General features: G+C 58.0%; 11 protein-coding genes. 6 read left to right on the forward strand and 5 right to left on the reverse strand.

What is annotated here, in order from left to right; translation table 11 throughout:
- Nucleotides 1–558: 558 nt before the first annotated feature.
- The 5 genes from LKG04_RS03770 to LKG04_RS03790 all read left to right on the forward strand — a co-directional run bounded on the left by LKG04_RS03770 (nt 559) and on the right by LKG04_RS03790 (nt 6555).
- Complete coding sequence (locus LKG04_RS03770) at nt 559–996, forward strand: hypothetical protein (RefSeq protein ID WP_291760248.1); 438 nt, start codon at nt 559–561, stop codon at nt 994–996.
- Between the two features lie 88 nt (nt 997–1084).
- Nucleotides 1085–2377 (forward strand): signal recognition particle-docking protein FtsY, encoded by a 1293-nt coding sequence (gene ftsY, locus LKG04_RS03775; RefSeq protein WP_291760245.1) that lies wholly within the window; start codon nt 1085–1087, stop codon nt 2375–2377.
- Nucleotides 2378–2731: 354 nt separating this feature from the next.
- Nucleotides 2732–4024, forward strand: coding sequence for an ammonium transporter (locus tag LKG04_RS03780; protein ID WP_291760242.1), 1293 nt, complete (start codon nt 2732–2734; stop codon nt 4022–4024).
- 1 nt (nt 4025) lies between these two features.
- The gene (locus LKG04_RS03785; RefSeq protein WP_291760239.1) at nt 4026–4364 is read left to right on the forward strand and encodes a P-II family nitrogen regulator; all 339 of its coding nucleotides are present in this window, start codon (nt 4026–4028) and stop codon (nt 4362–4364) included.
- Nucleotides 4365–4563: 199 nt separating this feature from the next.
- The gene (locus LKG04_RS03790) at nt 4564–6555 is read left to right on the forward strand and encodes a nucleotidyltransferase domain-containing protein (protein WP_291760236.1); all 1992 of its coding nucleotides are present in this window, start codon (nt 4564–4566) and stop codon (nt 6553–6555) included.
- Nucleotides 6556–8203: 1648 nt separating this feature from the next.
- Here the strand turns inward: LKG04_RS03790 and LKG04_RS03795 are convergent.
- From LKG04_RS03795 to LKG04_RS03810, 4 genes are all read right to left on the reverse strand, one after another.
- Nucleotides 8204–9742 (reverse strand): glycoside hydrolase family 36 protein, encoded by a 1539-nt coding sequence (locus LKG04_RS03795; RefSeq protein WP_291760233.1) that lies wholly within the window; start codon nt 9740–9742, stop codon nt 8204–8206.
- Nucleotides 9743–9824: 82 nt separating this feature from the next.
- Complete coding sequence (locus tag LKG04_RS03800; protein ID WP_291760230.1) at nt 9825–11162, reverse strand: ABC transporter substrate-binding protein; 1338 nt, start codon at nt 11160–11162, stop codon at nt 9825–9827.
- Between the two features lie 88 nt (nt 11163–11250).
- Complete coding sequence (locus LKG04_RS03805) at nt 11251–12150, reverse strand: carbohydrate ABC transporter permease (RefSeq protein ID WP_291760228.1); 900 nt, start codon at nt 12148–12150, stop codon at nt 11251–11253.
- Nucleotides 12147–13082: a carbohydrate ABC transporter permease gene (locus tag LKG04_RS03810; protein WP_291760227.1), complete on the reverse strand. Its 936-nt coding sequence runs from the start codon at nt 13080–13082 to the stop codon at nt 12147–12149. Before LKG04_RS03810 ends, LKG04_RS03805 begins: the two co-directional genes overlap by 4 nt.
- A gap of 361 nt (nt 13083–13443) precedes the next feature.
- Here LKG04_RS03810 and LKG04_RS03815 point away from each other — a divergent pair, with 361 nt between their 5' ends.
- The gene (locus LKG04_RS03815; protein ID WP_291760294.1) at nt 13444–14451 is read left to right on the forward strand and encodes a LacI family DNA-binding transcriptional regulator; all 1008 of its coding nucleotides are present in this window, start codon (nt 13444–13446) and stop codon (nt 14449–14451) included.
- A 379-nt stretch (nt 14452–14830) separates the two neighbouring features.
- Here the strand turns inward: LKG04_RS03815 and LKG04_RS03820 are convergent, their stop codons facing one another.
- Entirely contained in the window at nt 14831–16321 is a 1491-nt protein-coding gene (locus LKG04_RS03820; RefSeq protein WP_291760225.1) for an MATE family efflux transporter, read from the reverse strand.
- Nucleotides 16322–16342 lie beyond the last annotated feature (21 nt).

Genomic DNA, 16342 nt, shown 5'->3' on the forward strand with positions numbered 1-16342 from the left:
GTGTTGTTCAACGAGTTTGATTCCACCAAGCACAAAGGCTAGTACCGAGAGCGGACTGGGCCACAGGCGCATGGCGACCGGCAGCGCCTCTAGCTGGCAGTCGATCACTTTCGATGTTTCAGCAACGAGTCCAGGAGTCACTTTGTTGACGGTGTCAGTGGCTGAGTCGGCACTTGTCACTACCTGACCCAGTACGTGGAACCTTGTAGTTACCAGTGAAGATAATGTTTCGTACTTCATGGTGACGTTGGCACGTCGTCCAATCCTTCTCAATGAGTTAAAACAATTGCCGGCAGACGGTCCTTGAAAGTCACAGGGCGCACTTCTTGGCTGAACATGGAATACTCTCGTTCAATCTCCAAGAAAACGTCTGCAGCCCTTAGCTATATTGCCGTAGATAAAAATGATTTTAGATATACTGATGAACTGTTAATATATTGCAGTGTGGTGCTAATAAATAAATGAATCAGGCATAGGTAATTGCATAAATAATACCGACGGAAATAATTAACAATACTAATGAATGCATTGATAACGATAGATTAAGGAAAATCGGGAATGACTCTTCAAGGATTTGAGGAAGTGGCTATTGCGAAGCCGGCGGGCAAGCTGACGATGACGGTGATGGATTCCAAGGTCAGGTTCAACAAGGCGACTGCGGTCGGGCTGGGGTATCCGGCCTATGTGAAGGTGCTGGTCAACGAGAAGGCCAAGCAGGTCGCGCTTCAGGCGTGCACGGGGCGCGACCCCAATGCGGTCAAGTTCAGCAAGCCCGAGGGCAAGCAGACTTCGTCGGTGACGGTGGGCAATGACGTGCTCGTCGAGGCGATCGGCAGGTTCTTTACGCTCAAGCCGGCCCCGCAGGGCATGGTCTCCTACCAGACGGCGCCCGGCAAGCTCGATGAGGGCGCGAAGGCCGTCGTGTTCGATGCCGCGGATGCCGCCGCCGGCACCATGAAGCAGCGCGGGCGCAAGAAAGCGGCCGAAGGCAAGTAGCAGCCTGCGGGCGATCGCTTCGCGTGTGCGTCTGCGCGCGAGAAGCCTATGCAGTGCGGCGGAATGCATTAGGCTTAGGCGTATGAATATGGATAGCTCAATGATTATCGCCATCGTCGTGATCGCCATTGTCGTGATCGCGGCCTTGATCGCCGCTGTGCTTGTTGTGCGCTCGCGCAGGCATCGCGGAGAATCGAATACGGCGAGTGAAGCGGATGAGTCGAGCGGAGCGGGCGCGCCCGCTGCCCAAGTGCCTTCGGCTCCCGGTTCTGCTTCGCTGGAAGCAGCGACGTCTGGCGGCGCGCAGGCACAATCCGAACCTGCTTTCGCGCCCACGGCAACGGGCGATGTTGAATCCGCGGCATCGGCGGCGGCTTCCCCGGCTGCGGGGCACCCGATGGAGACGCCGGAATCGGCTGGTTCGCGGATCACGCGGCTGAGGGCGAGGCTGGCGAAGAGCTCTAACCCCTTCGGGCGCGCGCTGTTCAACATCCTTGCCAAAGACCATCTGGCGGAGTCTGATTGGGAAGATGTCGAGGACACGCTGTTGCTTGCGGATGTGGGCGCGGACGCCAGCGCGCAGCTGGTCGAGGAACTGCGCAACGACGCGCGGGTCACAAGCACCAGCGACCCGGTGCAGGTGCGTGATGCATTGCGTGCCAAACTGCTTGATCTCGTCGGCACCGACACGGATCGGCGGCTGAACGCCGATAAGCCGGTCACGGGCGAGCCGGCCGCCACTCAGCCCGGCACATCTGACGCTACCGTCGCTCAGCCCGGCGTCATCATCATGGTCGGCGTCAACGGCACCGGCAAAACCACTACTGCGGGCAAGCTCGCACGACTTTTCGTCGCCGAGCGCAAGAAGGTGATCATGGGCGCGGCCGACACCTTCCGCGCCGCTGCAGCAGACCAGCTCGAAACCTGGGGCGCGAAAGTCGGCGTGCGCGTCGTGCGCTCCGAAAAAGACGGGGCCGACCCGGCCTCGGTCGCTTTCGAGGCTGCGCAACAGGCCAAGGACGCCGACGCCGACGTGCTCATCATCGACACGGCAGGGCGGTTGCAGAACAAGGCCAATCTCATGGACGAACTGGGCAAGATCAGGCGCGTCACCGAAAAGATCCTGCCGGTCGACGAAGTGCTGCTCGTGCTCGACGCCACTACAGGCCAGAACGGCATGGCGCAGGCCAAGGTCTTCGCCGAAGCGATCGGCGTCACTGGCGTGGTGCTCTCCAAGCTCGACGGTTCGGCCAAAGGCGGCATCGTCATCGCCGTGCAGCAGGAGCTTGGCGTGCCGGTCAAGCTCGTAGGCCTGGGCGAAGGCCCGGACGATCTCGCGCCCTTCGACGCCCCGGCATTCGTCGATGGCATTCTGGCCTGAACAACCAGTGCGAGGGCTCCCGCACGCCGGGTCTGGAACACCCTCATCCGAATCCGTGTCCGAATCGCGGACGTGTGCGTCCATTTCGACACACCGGGCCGATGGTGTCATTTCGGCGAAACGCCAAGCAACCTCGGGTGTCACGCGGCGTTTGCGATTAGACTGAAACGCGAAACAACATGCGTTGCGGCAACGTTTTACACAGCCGTAACGTCCCGTAACTTGTCGAAAACCAGACTGGCGTTCGATAACAATGGTGGTTTCCGTCTCGGAGGCCGCGCAACGAGAAAAGAAATTTCGGCGGCTTCGTCCGACGGACGGGACGCTACAACCCTATGAGAGAGGGAGGTAGGCATGGGCACAGGAAATGCAGCATGGATGTTGACATCCGCGTCCTTGGTTCTCCTCATGACGCCAGGAGTGGCGTTTTTCTATGGCGGCATGGTTCGGGCCAAGGCCGTTTTGAATATGTTGATGCTGTCCGCAGGCGCAATGGCGGTCACATCAATCGTGTGGGTGTTCTGGGGGTGGTCGATAGCCTACGCGGGCAGTGATATCGGCGGCATCTTCGGGGACCCGGCCACGGGCTTCCTGCTCAAAGACACGATGGTGGCCGACCAAGGCACCTTCACTGCGGCGGCAGCGTCTGCGTCGGGCAACGGATACCCAGCCAGCATTGACGTCGCCTTCCAAACGACCTTCGCGATCATCACCGTGGCTCTGATCAGCGGCGCGCTGGCGGAACGCATCAAATACAGCACGTGGATGATCTTCGTGGCACTGTGGATCACCTTCGACTACGCGCCGATGGCGCACATGGTGTGGAACGGCGGCCTGCTGTCCGGCGACGGCGCGATCTCCCAGGCGATCGGCGCTGCAGCGCATGATTTCGCAGGTGGCACAGTCGTGCATATCAACGCCGCAGTGGCGGCGCTCGTGATCGTGCTGATCATCGGGAAACGCAAAGGCTTCAACAAGCAGCCGATCCGCCCGCACAATGTTCCCTTCGTGATGCTCGGCGCCTTCCTGCTGTGGTTCGGCTGGTTCGGCTTCAACGCCGGCTCGGCCTTCGGCGCGAACGGCACCGCCGGCTATGCGTGGGTGAGCACCACTGCCGCAACCGCTGCGGCCATGCTGTCTTGGGGCTTCACCGAAAAGATCCGCAACGGGCACTACACGGCCATGGGCGCCGCTTCCGGCATGGTCGCAGGCCTGGTCGCCATCACCCCGGCCGCGGATGTGGTTTCGCCGTTGTGGGCCATGGTCTTGGGCGCGATCGCAGGCGTGTTCACCTGCTTCGCGTGCGGCTGGAAGTTCAAGCTCGGGTATGATGATTCGCTCGATGTCGTCGGCGTGCACGGCGTCGGCGGCGTGACCGGCACGGTGCTTATCGGCCTCTTCGGCGAAGGAACCGGTCTGTTCGCGGGCGGCGACTGGAGGCAGCTCGTCGTCCAGATCTGCATCGCCTTGGTCGCCATCCTCTATTCCGGCGTCATCACCGCTATCATCGCCTTCGCGCTTGAAAAGACGATCGGCTGGCGCGTCACCGAGGCGCAGGAGGTCAGCGGCGTCGACTTGGTCGACCAAGGCGAGCGGGCATACGATTTCGCTGGCACTGCCAGCTCGGTTCTCAAGGAGTTGAAGTGAAATGAAGCTGATAACTGCTATTATCCAGCCGCATAAGCTCGACGACGTCAAAGAGGCGCTGGCAGCCGCCGGCGTCCACGGCTTGACGGTTTCGGAAGCCAACGGCTACGGCCGCCAGCGCGGCCACACCGAGGTCTACCGCGGCGCCGAATACACAGTCGACCTGATCCCGAAGATCCGCGTCGAAGTGCTTTCCGACGATGCCGATGCCGATACGCTAGTCTCGGTCATCATTAAAGCGGCCGCCTCCGGCACCATCGGCGACGGCAAAGTATGGGTCGCCCCGCTTGATTCGGTGTCGCGCGTGCGCACCGGAGAGACCGGGTCCGCAGCGATCTGATCCGGTGGCCTGATCGACGGCAGCTTCGGCAAGCCGCGATACCGCAATAGTGCGTGCCAAGGTCCGAGGCGCAGGCACGTGCACATAATTCGGGGGCGATCCATTGCCATGGTCGCCCCCGAATCCATATCGTGGTCGTTGCAGGCTTGGCCGCGGCAATACGAGAAGAGTCCTGAAACGAGAGAAGAGGGAGAAACCCGTGGCGTCGGCAGTTGAGGGTCTTGGCGAGCGGTTCATGGAGCTGAGCCGCCCGGATGACGACGGCGTGTATCGCGATGGTGCCCGCAAGCGCGCTGCGCGAACGGCGCTGGCGATCGGCGCCATCCGGCAGCTATGGGATGAGGAGACGGCCGCGCTTCCGTTCGCGCTTCCCAGGCATGGCGTCGGGCTGGCGGCAGTCGGTTCGCTGGCGCGCGGGCAGATCGGGCCAAGCTCGGACTTGGACTTGGTGCTGATCTACGAACCGCATACGTTGAACGACACCCAGCTCAATGCACTCGCAAACGCACTGTGGTATCCGCTATGGGACAGTGGCCTCGATCTGGACCATTCGGTGCGCACACGCCAGCAATGCGAAGGCGTGACCGACCACGATCTGCCGGCCGCCGTGGGTTGGCTCGATGTCAGGCCGATAGCGGGGGATAAGGCGCTAATCACGTCCACTGCCAGCTCGATCCTTGAACGATGGCGCAAGGCGGCCCGCAAACGGCTGCCGGAGCTGTTGAAATCCGCGCAGTCGAGGCTTGAGCGGTTCGGCCGTATGGCCTATCTCAACCAGCCAGATATCAAGGAGGCGCGTGGCGGTCTGCGCGATGCCGTGATCATCTCGGCGCTTGCGGCCTCCTGGCTGGCAGACCGGCCGCATGGCCATTACGATGACGCAGTGGAACGGCTGCTGGACATCCGCGATTGCATTCATCTTGCTGCCGCCAAGGATACGAACCTGCTGCTCACCCAATATCAGCCGGCGGTCGCGCAGACTCTGGGATTGGCTGATCCGACGCTGCCTCAGGACGAACGCGATGCGCGGTCCGTCGATGACATGCAGATGTTGCTGGCCCGCATCGGGCGCCGGATCGCGTTCTCCTGGGAGTTCACTTCATCGCGGGCCAAGCATTCGATCACCCATGATCGGCCTCGATTCGCCTTCTTCCAATTGCTTAACCCGCGTTCGGGCGGCAAACGCGAAGCGCCGGCCTTCCACGCGCTAGCACCTGGAGTGGTGGAACATGAGCATGAGGTGGCGCTCGCTCCCGGCATGAAACCTGCCAAGCATGCTGATCTGCCCCTGCAGGTCGCCGTGGCGGCCGCGCAGACAGGACTGCCGATCAACCCGGTGACGCTGCAGAACCTCGCGCATTGCCCGATGCGTGACCACGATTGGAGCGGTGGTGAGCGTGAGCTCCTCATCGCGCTGCTCGGGTCGGGCAGGGCGCTCCCACAGGTGTGGGAGGAGCTTGATTTCGTCGATATTCCGGGGCGTTGGATACCCGAATGGCTTGGTGTGCGCAATCGGCCCTCGACCTCCGCGGCGCATCGCTATACGATCGACCAGCATATGATCGAAACAGTTTCGCGGCTGGGACACAGTTGGCGAAATGGCGGTTCCGACGAATCCGGCGATGTGCAGCACACTGTGCCGGCCGACGATGTGCCGGCTGACGATGTGCCGGCTGTGCAAGCTGACGATGGGAGAATCCCAGCGCGTCGCGATGCGGGCGGCAACGACACGCATGATAACGGTGCCGCGTCGCACTACGACGGGACCCATTACGACGCAACTCGCTATGCTGCGCTGCTGCTGGCGGGTTTGCTTCATGATATCGGCAAGCGACCGGGCGTGGCGGATCACGCCGCCGAAGGCGCGCGTCACGTGCCCGTCATCGTGCGCCGGCTGGGCTTCGACGAGGAGATCGTGCGCATCGCGACGCTGCTGGTGCGCGAGCATTTGACGCTTTCCGAATATGCCACGGGCAAAGATCCCGAGGATCCGGCTGTGGCTGAAGAGCTGGCTGCGCGGCTCGATCATGATCCCATCACGCTCGCCATGCTCTTCGACCTGACGCGCGCCGACGGTTCATCGCTGGGGGCTACGGCCAACGAGTCAATCACCAAGAAGTACGGCTGGTCGCGTTGGCGCGAAAGCCTGGTGCGCACCATGGCCGATGCCGCGCGCACCCACATGGCGTGAGCCCGACGAATGTTTTGCTTCTGCACTTTGCGCTGTTGAAGTGGACTTGATTTTGTATGTGGTAGTTGATTCGGGCGGGAGCGGGCAGCGACGAGTTGTGCGAGGGTTTGTTGTTCCCAGTTGGTGGTGATCTGGCCTTCGACGAGGCGTTTGTCGGCTTTTCTGTCTTCGATGTCGCAGATCGCAAGGCATAGGAGTTCCACGACGGCCTAGCCGCTGTGGAACTGGAACCGGGTTCCAAGCGCTTTTCGGTTGGCGGGTTGTGCACGGCGCTGGTGTAGGGTTCCCAGTTATTTTCATCGTTATTTGGATCATCTTGACGGGTTTGGTGAATGGCGCTCGGCTATATCTGTGCCGGCGTGGTCAATATCATCAACATCATCGGCACCCCTTCGACATGCAGTCATTCAAAATGCCCAGATCGCGCTTATGCTCTTCGGTGCGCAGATAATCTAACGCTTGTTTATGCTCATGTGAGCTAAACTGCAAACATAACGAAAAGATAGGCCCGCGACTGTCCATTGCTCCAACATACATCGTTATACATTAATTCGTAGAATTCTACTTCCAGAATTGACAAAAATTCATGGAGCGAGATTCCATACGTGTAACAAAGAACGTCAAATATTGCTTTTTTGACACTCCCTGATCAACAATTTCAATCCGGTGAGCTGCCGACGCGATGTTTCGGATGATGGCACCGGGCAATATGATGGTTGATTTGCAGCCTCATAGAACGCTTGGGAATTTTGCTTCAACCACTGATCAGAAACATGTAGGACGAGTTTCGGGCCATCTCAGATTTCATGACGGATGTGCACGTAATCTTACAAAATACATTCAGCAACACCACAAGACGCGGCATAACTATGATATATGTGCACTTCACGCGAACATTAAGAGCTATAGATAGTGTGATTTCGGGAGGGCCACCAGCGCGCACACGAGTACGGCAAAAACGGCAACAGCGCCAGCTGCGTCTGATTTTACCTCGGCCAGCAAAAAATGGCTGCGCTCGTACTCGTCATCATCGTAATCGAACTGGTTAACGGATCCACCTAAGACTTGTATGAGCCGCTCATCGGCAACTCGACCGATTGCCCCCGCGGCTTTATGCTGTCCAATGCCCGCCCCAACCGTGGCTATGGCTCTATCGGTGCCATTTCTTACCAGACTGGGAGACATTCTCGCGTATCGATACATCCGGCGGATTCGTGATCAGCCTAGTGTTTTTTGGGCATCGTGGTGATCTTCTCCCAGTGTTGTTCGCTCGGGCGTGTGCGCTTTTTGGGCATGCAAGGTGTCAACGGCCTGATCGCCATCTGGCTGCCGTTATGCATAGCCCTTGTCCACGCGAAAATCACACCTACCTGCCCAACGGAAAACGGGAGTGCCACTGTGGTCACACTTTTCACCAGTGGGTGAGGCCTCATCAGGATTCCTCTGCTCTGTTCGAAGAGTTGTTAGTGCCACGGTTGCATTGATTCCTATCGGCACAGGCATCGCACTGCTGCTTGTCCTCAGCCGTCAATGTGCGTGTCGAGGCCCGCCACTCACATTGACGGCTGAGGACAAGACCGATATGCAATCTCGACGACGATTTCGATCTGGAAGTCACAGATGGTGATAGTCTCCGACTTCTTGTGGATCACAGTGCATACAGACTGTGCTGCTGATCCAATGCGGCGGCGAAATCAACCTCTCGATCGTCGAGTAAATACCGGTATCGTCCCAGTTGCCTGATTCGAGGGTCATATAAGAGGTATGAGCGCACCGCTGCAAGCTCGGAGGGGGAAAGCCAGCTTGGTGGATCTGAGATTCCCCTGACATCACAGAGTGTCGTGCAGTCGCGGAGCAGTTGCATTTGTGTGTCGTTGAGAAGATTGCGTTGATGACGGAAGTAGACGATATCGGGATCGAGGCCAATCAGCCCTTTCATCCACAGTCTGTTCACGCTGTTGCGCAGGGCGTTCTTGGCCAGCGCGTCAGACATGTCAGTGGTGGCATAGTTGTCCCACATCGGTGCTACGTCAGGGCCGATTCGCACGGCATCAAGAATGCCAAGTGAAGGGAAGATAAGTGCACCCGACCCTAGCAGGAAGGCATCTTCTCCGGCGGCCTGCCGGATGACCTGCAATGCATCTCTGTAGATGAATTCACGGTCCACGGCTTCACTGCGTTTGCCAGGTATTGCTCCGGCATTGAGAAAGTCAAGTTTGAGCATGTCGAATCCCCAATCGTGAACGACGGTCCCTATGAGATCTGCAAGCCACTGACGCGCATCGGCCCGCGAGAAGTCATAGGTGAAGTAGCGGGAGCCCCAATTGCTCCCAGCAGTCAGGAGCTCAGCGTCTCCGTCGCGCAGCAGCATTTGCCTGTTAGTCTGCATAGCTTGTGCTTCGGGCAGAACGATGAAAGGAGCGATCCAAATTCCTGCGCTCATGCCCTGATCGCGGATCTGAGCGGCTAGATCGGACATGTGTAAGGGGAACTTGCTGTTGGGTGTCCAATCCCCGACACGCAGCTCCCACCCGTCGTCGATCTGCAATGTATCGAATCCATATCGCGGCAACTGTGGTGCAATGGCTTGGATGTCGGCTTGGGAGACGTCCTCATACAGCGAATACCAGGAGGACCACACCCTTTTGATCTTGCCGGCACGCGGCGTGTGTAGCTTGGCAAGGAGTTGGCTGTACCTGCTGAACACATCCTTATCTCGGCCGGTCAGGATTACCCAAGTGGCCTGTGTCCCTGTTTCCGTCCAGCCGGCGATGAGATCCGCATCGGCATGTAATCTTGGAGTATCTCCCTGCAGACAACCCACCAAAAGGGTGTGTCCATGAGCGTCATGGCCATGAGAACTCACTGCTATCAACCATGAAGAATGATGTCGCACAGGATCATCCCAAGTGGGATCGTCGGCTGTCAAACGTCGTGAACTGCTGCGTATCCGGATGGGGGGCTCATGCAACCCCGTCCATCCGGTGGGTGACCAGGAATTCTGGCCGTTGCGATAGACCTCCCCATGCTCGATGCCGTGAAGCAGGGACAGACGGGAAGCTCGGATGAAGTATTCCCGTGTGCCGTCCTGCTGTTTTCCCGCCCAGTCTGGTCGGGAAAACAGCCCTTGTCCGGTCACCTGTAGCGAGGGGAGTACAGACATTTGTTCCGTATTGTGCTGAAGCATGGGGACGTTCTCCTTGTTGAGAAAGAACGGACTTGTGGTGGAAGCCGGGTATTATCTCGGCTACCACCTTCGGCCCGTGGACTTAGTTTTTCGTGGCCAGTTTTTCAACTGCCTCATTTGCCTTGGTCAACTCTTGGGTTGGATCTCCTCCCTGAGCGATAGCTTGAAGGGCATCCTGTACGATCGTTCCCGTTTCGGAGCTGTTCGGGAAAATGGGCAGGGTGAAGGTCTCCTCCTTTTCGACCGGGGTGGTGAAGGCCATGGAATTCCAACCCTTCTTGCTACGAGCATCGATGGCGATCTTCGTAGCGGATTTTTGCGCAGGGAAGATGATCCCGGACTCTGCCACTTTGTCCTGGCAGTCTGACGAGGCTAGATATGCAACCCACTTCCATGCCTCTTCCGGATGTTGGGTTCCGGACCAGATGGCGTCGGAAAGCCCGTTCATCGCCACTTTGCGTCCTTGAGGGCCTTCTGGCAGCATGGCATAGGCGAATCTTCCAGCAAGGCCTGAATCCAGATATGTGCTGGCTGTGGACGATCCCACAACAGTCGATGCACTGTTACCGTTTTTCATGATGGCATCGGTGCCGAGGGTCGACTGCTGATCGAATTTGGGGGCGAGTCCTTCGGCGATCAGATGCTGCAGCCATGCGGCGGTTTCCACCAACTTGGGAGAGTCGAAATGATAGGAATTCGCAACCCCTCTGCCGTCGGAATATGTGAAGCCGTTGGAGGCGGCGAAATTGCCCCACCCATTCTGTCCCACAGCCCCGTCCGCCCATTCGGGGTAGTAGCCATAGCGCTTCACATGGTTTTTGTCGAAACTCGGATCAAGAGCGTTCCTTCCCTGTTCATCTACGGTGACCTTTCGTATGAACTCTTCGAAAGTGCCGCCGTTTTGCGGATTCCAATTCAGCGTATTCATGGCGTTCGCGTCGTACCCAGCCTCTTGAGCGACCTTGGTGTCGTAGACAAGGGCAACGGTGTCCCAATCTTTGGGGAGACCATACCGCTTGCCATTCAGCTTCCATAGATCCGCGAGACCGGGCTGGAATGATTTGAGATCGATGTTGCTTTTCTCCAGATACGGTGTGATGTCTAATATCTGACTGTTGGCGACATATTGCTGAAAGTACGACACATGGTCAGTGAACACATCCGGGGCGGATGCGGCTGCGATCTGTGTAGTGAGATTCTGCCAATACTGATTCCATGCGGTTTGCGTGATATTGACCGATATGGTCGGGTTCTTGCTATGAAAGTCGTTGGCGCAGGCCTCATACAAAGGGGCCTGCGTGTTGTCCCAGAGCCAGTATTGGAGTGTGACGTTTGTTCCCGTGCTCGTGCTCGCACAAGCGCCGGCCCCGAGCAGCAGCGCTGCTGTCGAGACGGTGGCGATGAATCTGTTGCATTTCATTGGTGTTCTCTTTCTTAGATGGTTGTCTCTATTCATTGGTCAGTTACGTGTTTGATGGCGAAATGGGCCATCGGAATCAACCGCTGTGCTACTTCGATCCGGAAAAACTGAGCGACTCGACGAGCATACGGCCAAATATGATCAATATGATGATGACTGGGATTACCGATAATGTTGCGCCTGCCATCAGTCCAGTCCAGTCCGGTGAGCGATTGGGAGCCTGCTGCTGGAATACGCTAAGCGCAACGGTGAGCAGACGCGTCTGCTCACCACGCCCTGCCACCATTGGCCACATGTAGTCCTTCCACATCCCCACGAAGGTGATCAGCAGCATGGTTGAGATCGGTCCTCTGCTCATGGGGAGCACGATCCTCCAGAATCTGCCAATCGTGCCTAGACCGTCGAGCATGGCTGCTTCCTCCACGGACTGGGGTATAGAGAGGAAGAACTGGCGCAGGAAGAAGACGGCAAAGGGACTGGTTAGCAGTGCGGGTGCTATGATTCCGCTCATGGTATTGAGCAGTCCCGTCTGTCTTATGAACACGAAATTTGGCAGCAGGGTGAAAATGCCTGGGATCATCAGTCCCGCCAGCACTAAGCCGAAGAGTATATTTCTGCCTTTGAAATGTAGCCTTGCGAATGCATATGCCGCTGCGGCGGAGGAGAGCGTCTGCGCAATGGCGATTGAACCAGCATAAACGAATGAGTTGATCGTGTACCGGGCAAAGTTTATGGTGGCGCCGGTGCCGCCTGCGGCAATCGCCTGCTGAGTGCTGGTAAGGCCTAGTATGCGCTGGAAATTGATCAGAGTTGGATTGGACGGCCAGAATCTGTTCGCGTCTGTTACGAGATCGGCCGCGGGCGTCAGACTGCTGCGCACCATCCAGTAGAAGGGGAACATGGTTGCGATGATTGTCGCGGTGACAAGGATCCACGCGATGACTTTGTCGCCTTTAAGGTGGTGTGTGAGTTTCCGCTGTGCCGTCATGATAGCTCCGATTCGCCTGCATGCATCATGTGCATCTGCAGGAATGTCAATGCCCCGAGGATGAGAACCAGCAGGATGGATATCGCCGATGCATACCCCATGTGGAAGTATTCGAAGGCCTGCCTGTAGATGTAGTAGTAGATCACACGAACCTCGGGAAGAGGGTTGCCGCGATAACCAACCTGGACGAGATCGAAGACCTGGAAGGAGCCGATAAGCGTCACCACAACCACCATGGCGAGCACAGGCCGTATCAAGGGCAGCGTGATGCTGAAGAACATGCGGGTTTCGCCTGCCCCGTCAATAGATCCTGCCTCATACAGATCGGCTGGTATTTGAAGCATCCCCGCATACAGGAGCAGAGAGGTGTACCCTATGCCCGCCCAAGCGCTGATAGCCACGACGATCAGCAGGGCCAGTCTGCTATTGTAGAAGGTGACCCCTTGTAATCCCATTGATGCAAAAAGTTTTGTGAGGAAGCCGACGTTGGCGTCCAACAGCCATCCCCAGATGAGCGCTATTGCAACATTGGGTACCAACCATGGCAGGAGTAGCAATGACCTCACCCATGGCTTGGCGCGCAGCCGTTGCATAAGTGCCGCCAGCAGCAAGCCAAAAAAGAGCTGGACGATAAGGTTGAGTACGGCGAACAGGCAGGTATTGAGCAGTGAATTCCGCAGGTCTTCGTCGCTGAGCATATCGACGTAGTTTGACAAGCCGACATTCTCGCCCCGACTGAGCAGATTGTAATTGGTAAAGGAATACTGCAGCCCTCGAATTGTGGGGTACAGGTAGAAGAGGATGAATCCGATGAAGGTGGGGAGCAACAACAACGTGGCGGCCCAAGCCGAGTTGCCGATATGTAATGTGTGCTGCCTGTTTTCTCGTGCTGTGGTGCTGGCGCTCACCGGTGACGGTGTGATCTGGGTCATTTGGACTTCCCGAATGATGGATAGAATGCAACGATGCCGTGGATGCCTCGCCAGTAGCGGTGCCTCCGCATGAAATATGTGATATCTCTGCCCATTGCTCCTCCTTGAGCACTTCGTCTGATGTGGCGTCCATCGTCGCGCGGTAGCGCACTTATGAACGCCTTTATTATATATCAGATAATCTACACCAGTAGATTCATTTTTGTCAAATTAGACTTTACATGTTGAAAACAAAGGTTTTTATTTGATCATTTAGAATGTGTTACGAGTTGATAAAATGGTACGTGTACGCGACCGCGCGTACGCTGCCAGAATGCGAACGCTTGTATGACAGCATATGCCGAGTGTAAGGTTTTCGAGTATGCACAGGGATGAAACTAGACGCCGAGCCGCAACGAGAACCGATGTCGCCAAACTCGCAGGGGTTAGCTCGGCGGTGGTGAGTTATGTGGTGAATGGGGGACCCCGTCCAGTCGCTCGAGATACACAGCAACGCGTACTCGATGCGATACAGGTGTTGGGATACCGTCCCAATGCCAGCGCTCGGGCTCTCAAGCTTGGTTCTACTAATCTCATCGGCATTGTAGCCCCTATGCTGTCAAATCCCTTCTATGCGGAATTCATCGACCAGATAAATATCGCCGCGTCCAAGCGCGGGCATGCATTGTTGCTGACCACCACCCAAGGCGATCCAGAGAGTGAGCGACAGATTGTGACGGATCTCGTGAATCGCGGGGTTGACGGATTGCTTTTCCTCGTATTCCTCCACGACGAAAATCTCTATTCTCTGAGGTCACCCGAGATTCCAAGGGTGCTGCTTGACCGCTCGCAACCTATTCCGGGATTCCAGACCATAGGATCCGGCATCATTGACGGTTCTCGCATGGCAACACAGTATCTTCTGGACCACGGTGCAACAAGTGTCACTCTTATCGCCGGTGAACTTGACGCCCCGCGCATCGATCTGAGAAGGATCGGCTGGGAACAAGCCTTGCATGCCGCAGGGATCGTTGTTCCCGAGCCATACATCACCACGTGGGATCAGAAGGGCGGCTATCACGCCGCTGAGCATCTGCTGCGGCTGGCCGACCGCCACCACCCACTTGCCATTTTCGCGGGTTCTGATCTGATAGCGATGGGTGCAGTACAGGCGATACACGATATGGGTTTGAGCATTCCGGATGACGTGCAGATCATATCGTTTGACGGTACGAGTATTGCACGGTATTCTTGGCCGGCGTTGACCGCGGTGCGACACCCCTTCAGTGCGATGGCCGAGGCGGCTTTGAACACGGTGCTGGACACGAAGACGGACAATGGCAATCAGATCTTTCCAATGTCGTTGGTCACTGGATTCTCATGCGCATAGTGGCACAGCCCGCTAACGGGAATGTGACTTTCCCACACCTATTGTGGGTATTGTCTGCTTGCGGCATGGTGTTTGGACCCATTTCGTTTGTGGTGTCTTCTGGCCGGGACGTGTCCAGGTGGTGTCGGGTGGAGCATTATCAGCGTGACCTGTCCGACATGCCTTCCTGACATCCGATCCAACCGGGTCTCGAACATGGCGTGATCGTCTTGTAGAATCTGCCTAGACATGGCCTGTGCTTGCTTTCCTATCGCGATTTACCAGTCTGACGAATGAAAATCGCATGCAGCAGGACGGGTTGCGCATTCCCTTCACTTCAATGCTGCGCACAACTTTGGGCATTATTAGGGAATGTGGCGTTTCATCGCATTGCATGGTTTCATGACAATTGGGTTTGTGCTGGCTGCGCCGAGCCGTAGCCGGAAGATGCAGAAGAGGTCGGGCGGTCTGCCATCCAGACGCTGCTGCGGGTGCGAAGACCGTTGAACACGGCTCGCAACCCGATGAAAACCAGGTTGAGCACGCCCCAGAGGATGGCCATGCGCCATGAAGCGCTCGGCTGGGCCGCGTCGTCAAGCGCGTTGACGCCGACGAGGGACGCCAGATATGTCAGCGCTGTGATTGTGCAGGTCAGGGCGAGATAGCGATAATCCTCGGCGCCGATGAGAATGCCGTCAAGCGCCCACATCCAGCCGGCGAGCGGCAGAAAAACCCCTTGCACGAGCATGCCGACCATGATGAGATGCTGCACGTCGGGGGACGGGCTGAACAAGCCGGTCGCCACAAGCCCTGCGGCCGCCAGTCCAACGCCGATGACCGCGCCTGCGAACAGACCCGACTTGCCGGCGATCGACGTCATGACATGAGCGTTGCCGCGCCGTCCTGCGCCGATCTGCGTGGCGACCAAGGTCTGCCCCGCGATGCCGATCGCATCAAGCATGTTGAGCACGAAATTCCAGCTCGAATCGACGGCCTGATACGCCGCCAGTACCTGTGTGCCCATGCGGGCCGCCAGCATGACCGTGGCCACCAGCGAGACCCGCAGCGCCAGCGTGCGAATGAACAGCGGCGCGCCATTCGAAGCCGTGCCGAGGATGCCGGCGAGGCGCGGCCTCCAGCTTGCGCCGTCCGCGCGCGCCCACAGCAACGCCGGCACAACGAGGAACAGCCCCATGAACCATTGCGCCACCAGAGTCGCGGCGCCCGAACCGGCTACGCCCCAGTGCAATCCGAACACGAACAGCACATCGAGCGCGGTGTTGACCGCGGCGCCCGCCACGGCCGCGATGAAAGTGATATTGACCTTCGACAGCCCGCGGAAGATGCCATTGGCGGCGTAGACGAGCAGCATGCCGGGCAGGCCGAACACGAGGGCTCGCAGGTAAACGACCGCATTGACCAGCACGGCGCCGCGCGCGCCCATCGCCCAGCACAGCGGGCGTGCGGCGGCAAACAACGCTGCAGACACAAGGACGCCGATAGCCAAGGCGAGCCATAGCCCGTCGATACCGGTTTCAAGCCCTTTGCGGCGTTTCCCCGCGCCGATGAGCTGGGCCACGCTCGATGTGGTGCCGTAGGCCAGAAATACGCACAGCCCCACAGTCGTGAGGATAATGGTCGAACCGACCGACAGCCCGGCCAGCGCCGCATCGCCGATATGGCCTACAATCGCCGTGTCGATGAGCACGAAGGTCGGTTCGGCGATCAACTGACCGAAGGTCGGCAGCGCCAAGGCGAACAGCTGCCGCGTCGCCTGCCTGCGGTCGACATGGTCGGAATCACGAAGGTCCGGGGCGCGGGTGATGCCGTCTGGATCGGTTCCCGTGGCATTGTCCTGCCGCTGCGTCACATCGTGAGTCAATTCATCCATCACCATTCATCATGCATCCCG

This window comes from Bifidobacterium sp. (assembly GCF_022640935.1).
Lineage (GTDB): Bacteria > Actinomycetota > Actinomycetes > Actinomycetales > Bifidobacteriaceae > Bifidobacterium.

Excerpts from the sequence above, each read along its gene's own strand:
- LKG04_RS03770 (WP_291760248.1), top strand. The coding sequence starts at position 559 with ATGACTCTTCAAGGATTTGAGGAAGTGGCTATTGCGAAGCCGGCGGGC.
- ftsY (WP_291760245.1), top strand. The coding sequence starts at position 1,085 with ATGGATAGCTCAATGATTATCGCCATCGTCGTGATCGCCATTGTCGTG.
- LKG04_RS03780 (WP_291760242.1), top strand. The coding sequence starts at position 2,732 with ATGGGCACAGGAAATGCAGCATGGATGTTGACATCCGCGTCCTTGGTT.
- LKG04_RS03785 (WP_291760239.1), top strand. The coding sequence starts at position 4,026 with ATGAAGCTGATAACTGCTATTATCCAGCCGCATAAGCTCGACGACGTC.
- LKG04_RS03795 (WP_291760233.1), bottom strand. The coding sequence starts at position 9,742 with ATGCTTCAGCACAATACGGAACAAATGTCTGTACTCCCCTCGCTACAG.
- LKG04_RS03800 (WP_291760230.1), bottom strand. The coding sequence starts at position 11,162 with ATGAAATGCAACAGATTCATCGCCACCGTCTCGACAGCAGCGCTGCTG.
- LKG04_RS03805 (WP_291760228.1), bottom strand. The coding sequence starts at position 12,150 with ATGACGGCACAGCGGAAACTCACACACCACCTTAAAGGCGACAAAGTC.
- LKG04_RS03810 (WP_291760227.1), bottom strand. The coding sequence starts at position 13,082 with ATGACCCAGATCACACCGTCACCGGTGAGCGCCAGCACCACAGCACGA.
- LKG04_RS03815 (WP_291760294.1), top strand. The coding sequence starts at position 13,444 with ATGCACAGGGATGAAACTAGACGCCGAGCCGCAACGAGAACCGATGTC.
- LKG04_RS03820 (WP_291760225.1), bottom strand. The coding sequence starts at position 16,321 with ATGGATGAATTGACTCACGATGTGACGCAGCGGCAGGACAATGCCACG.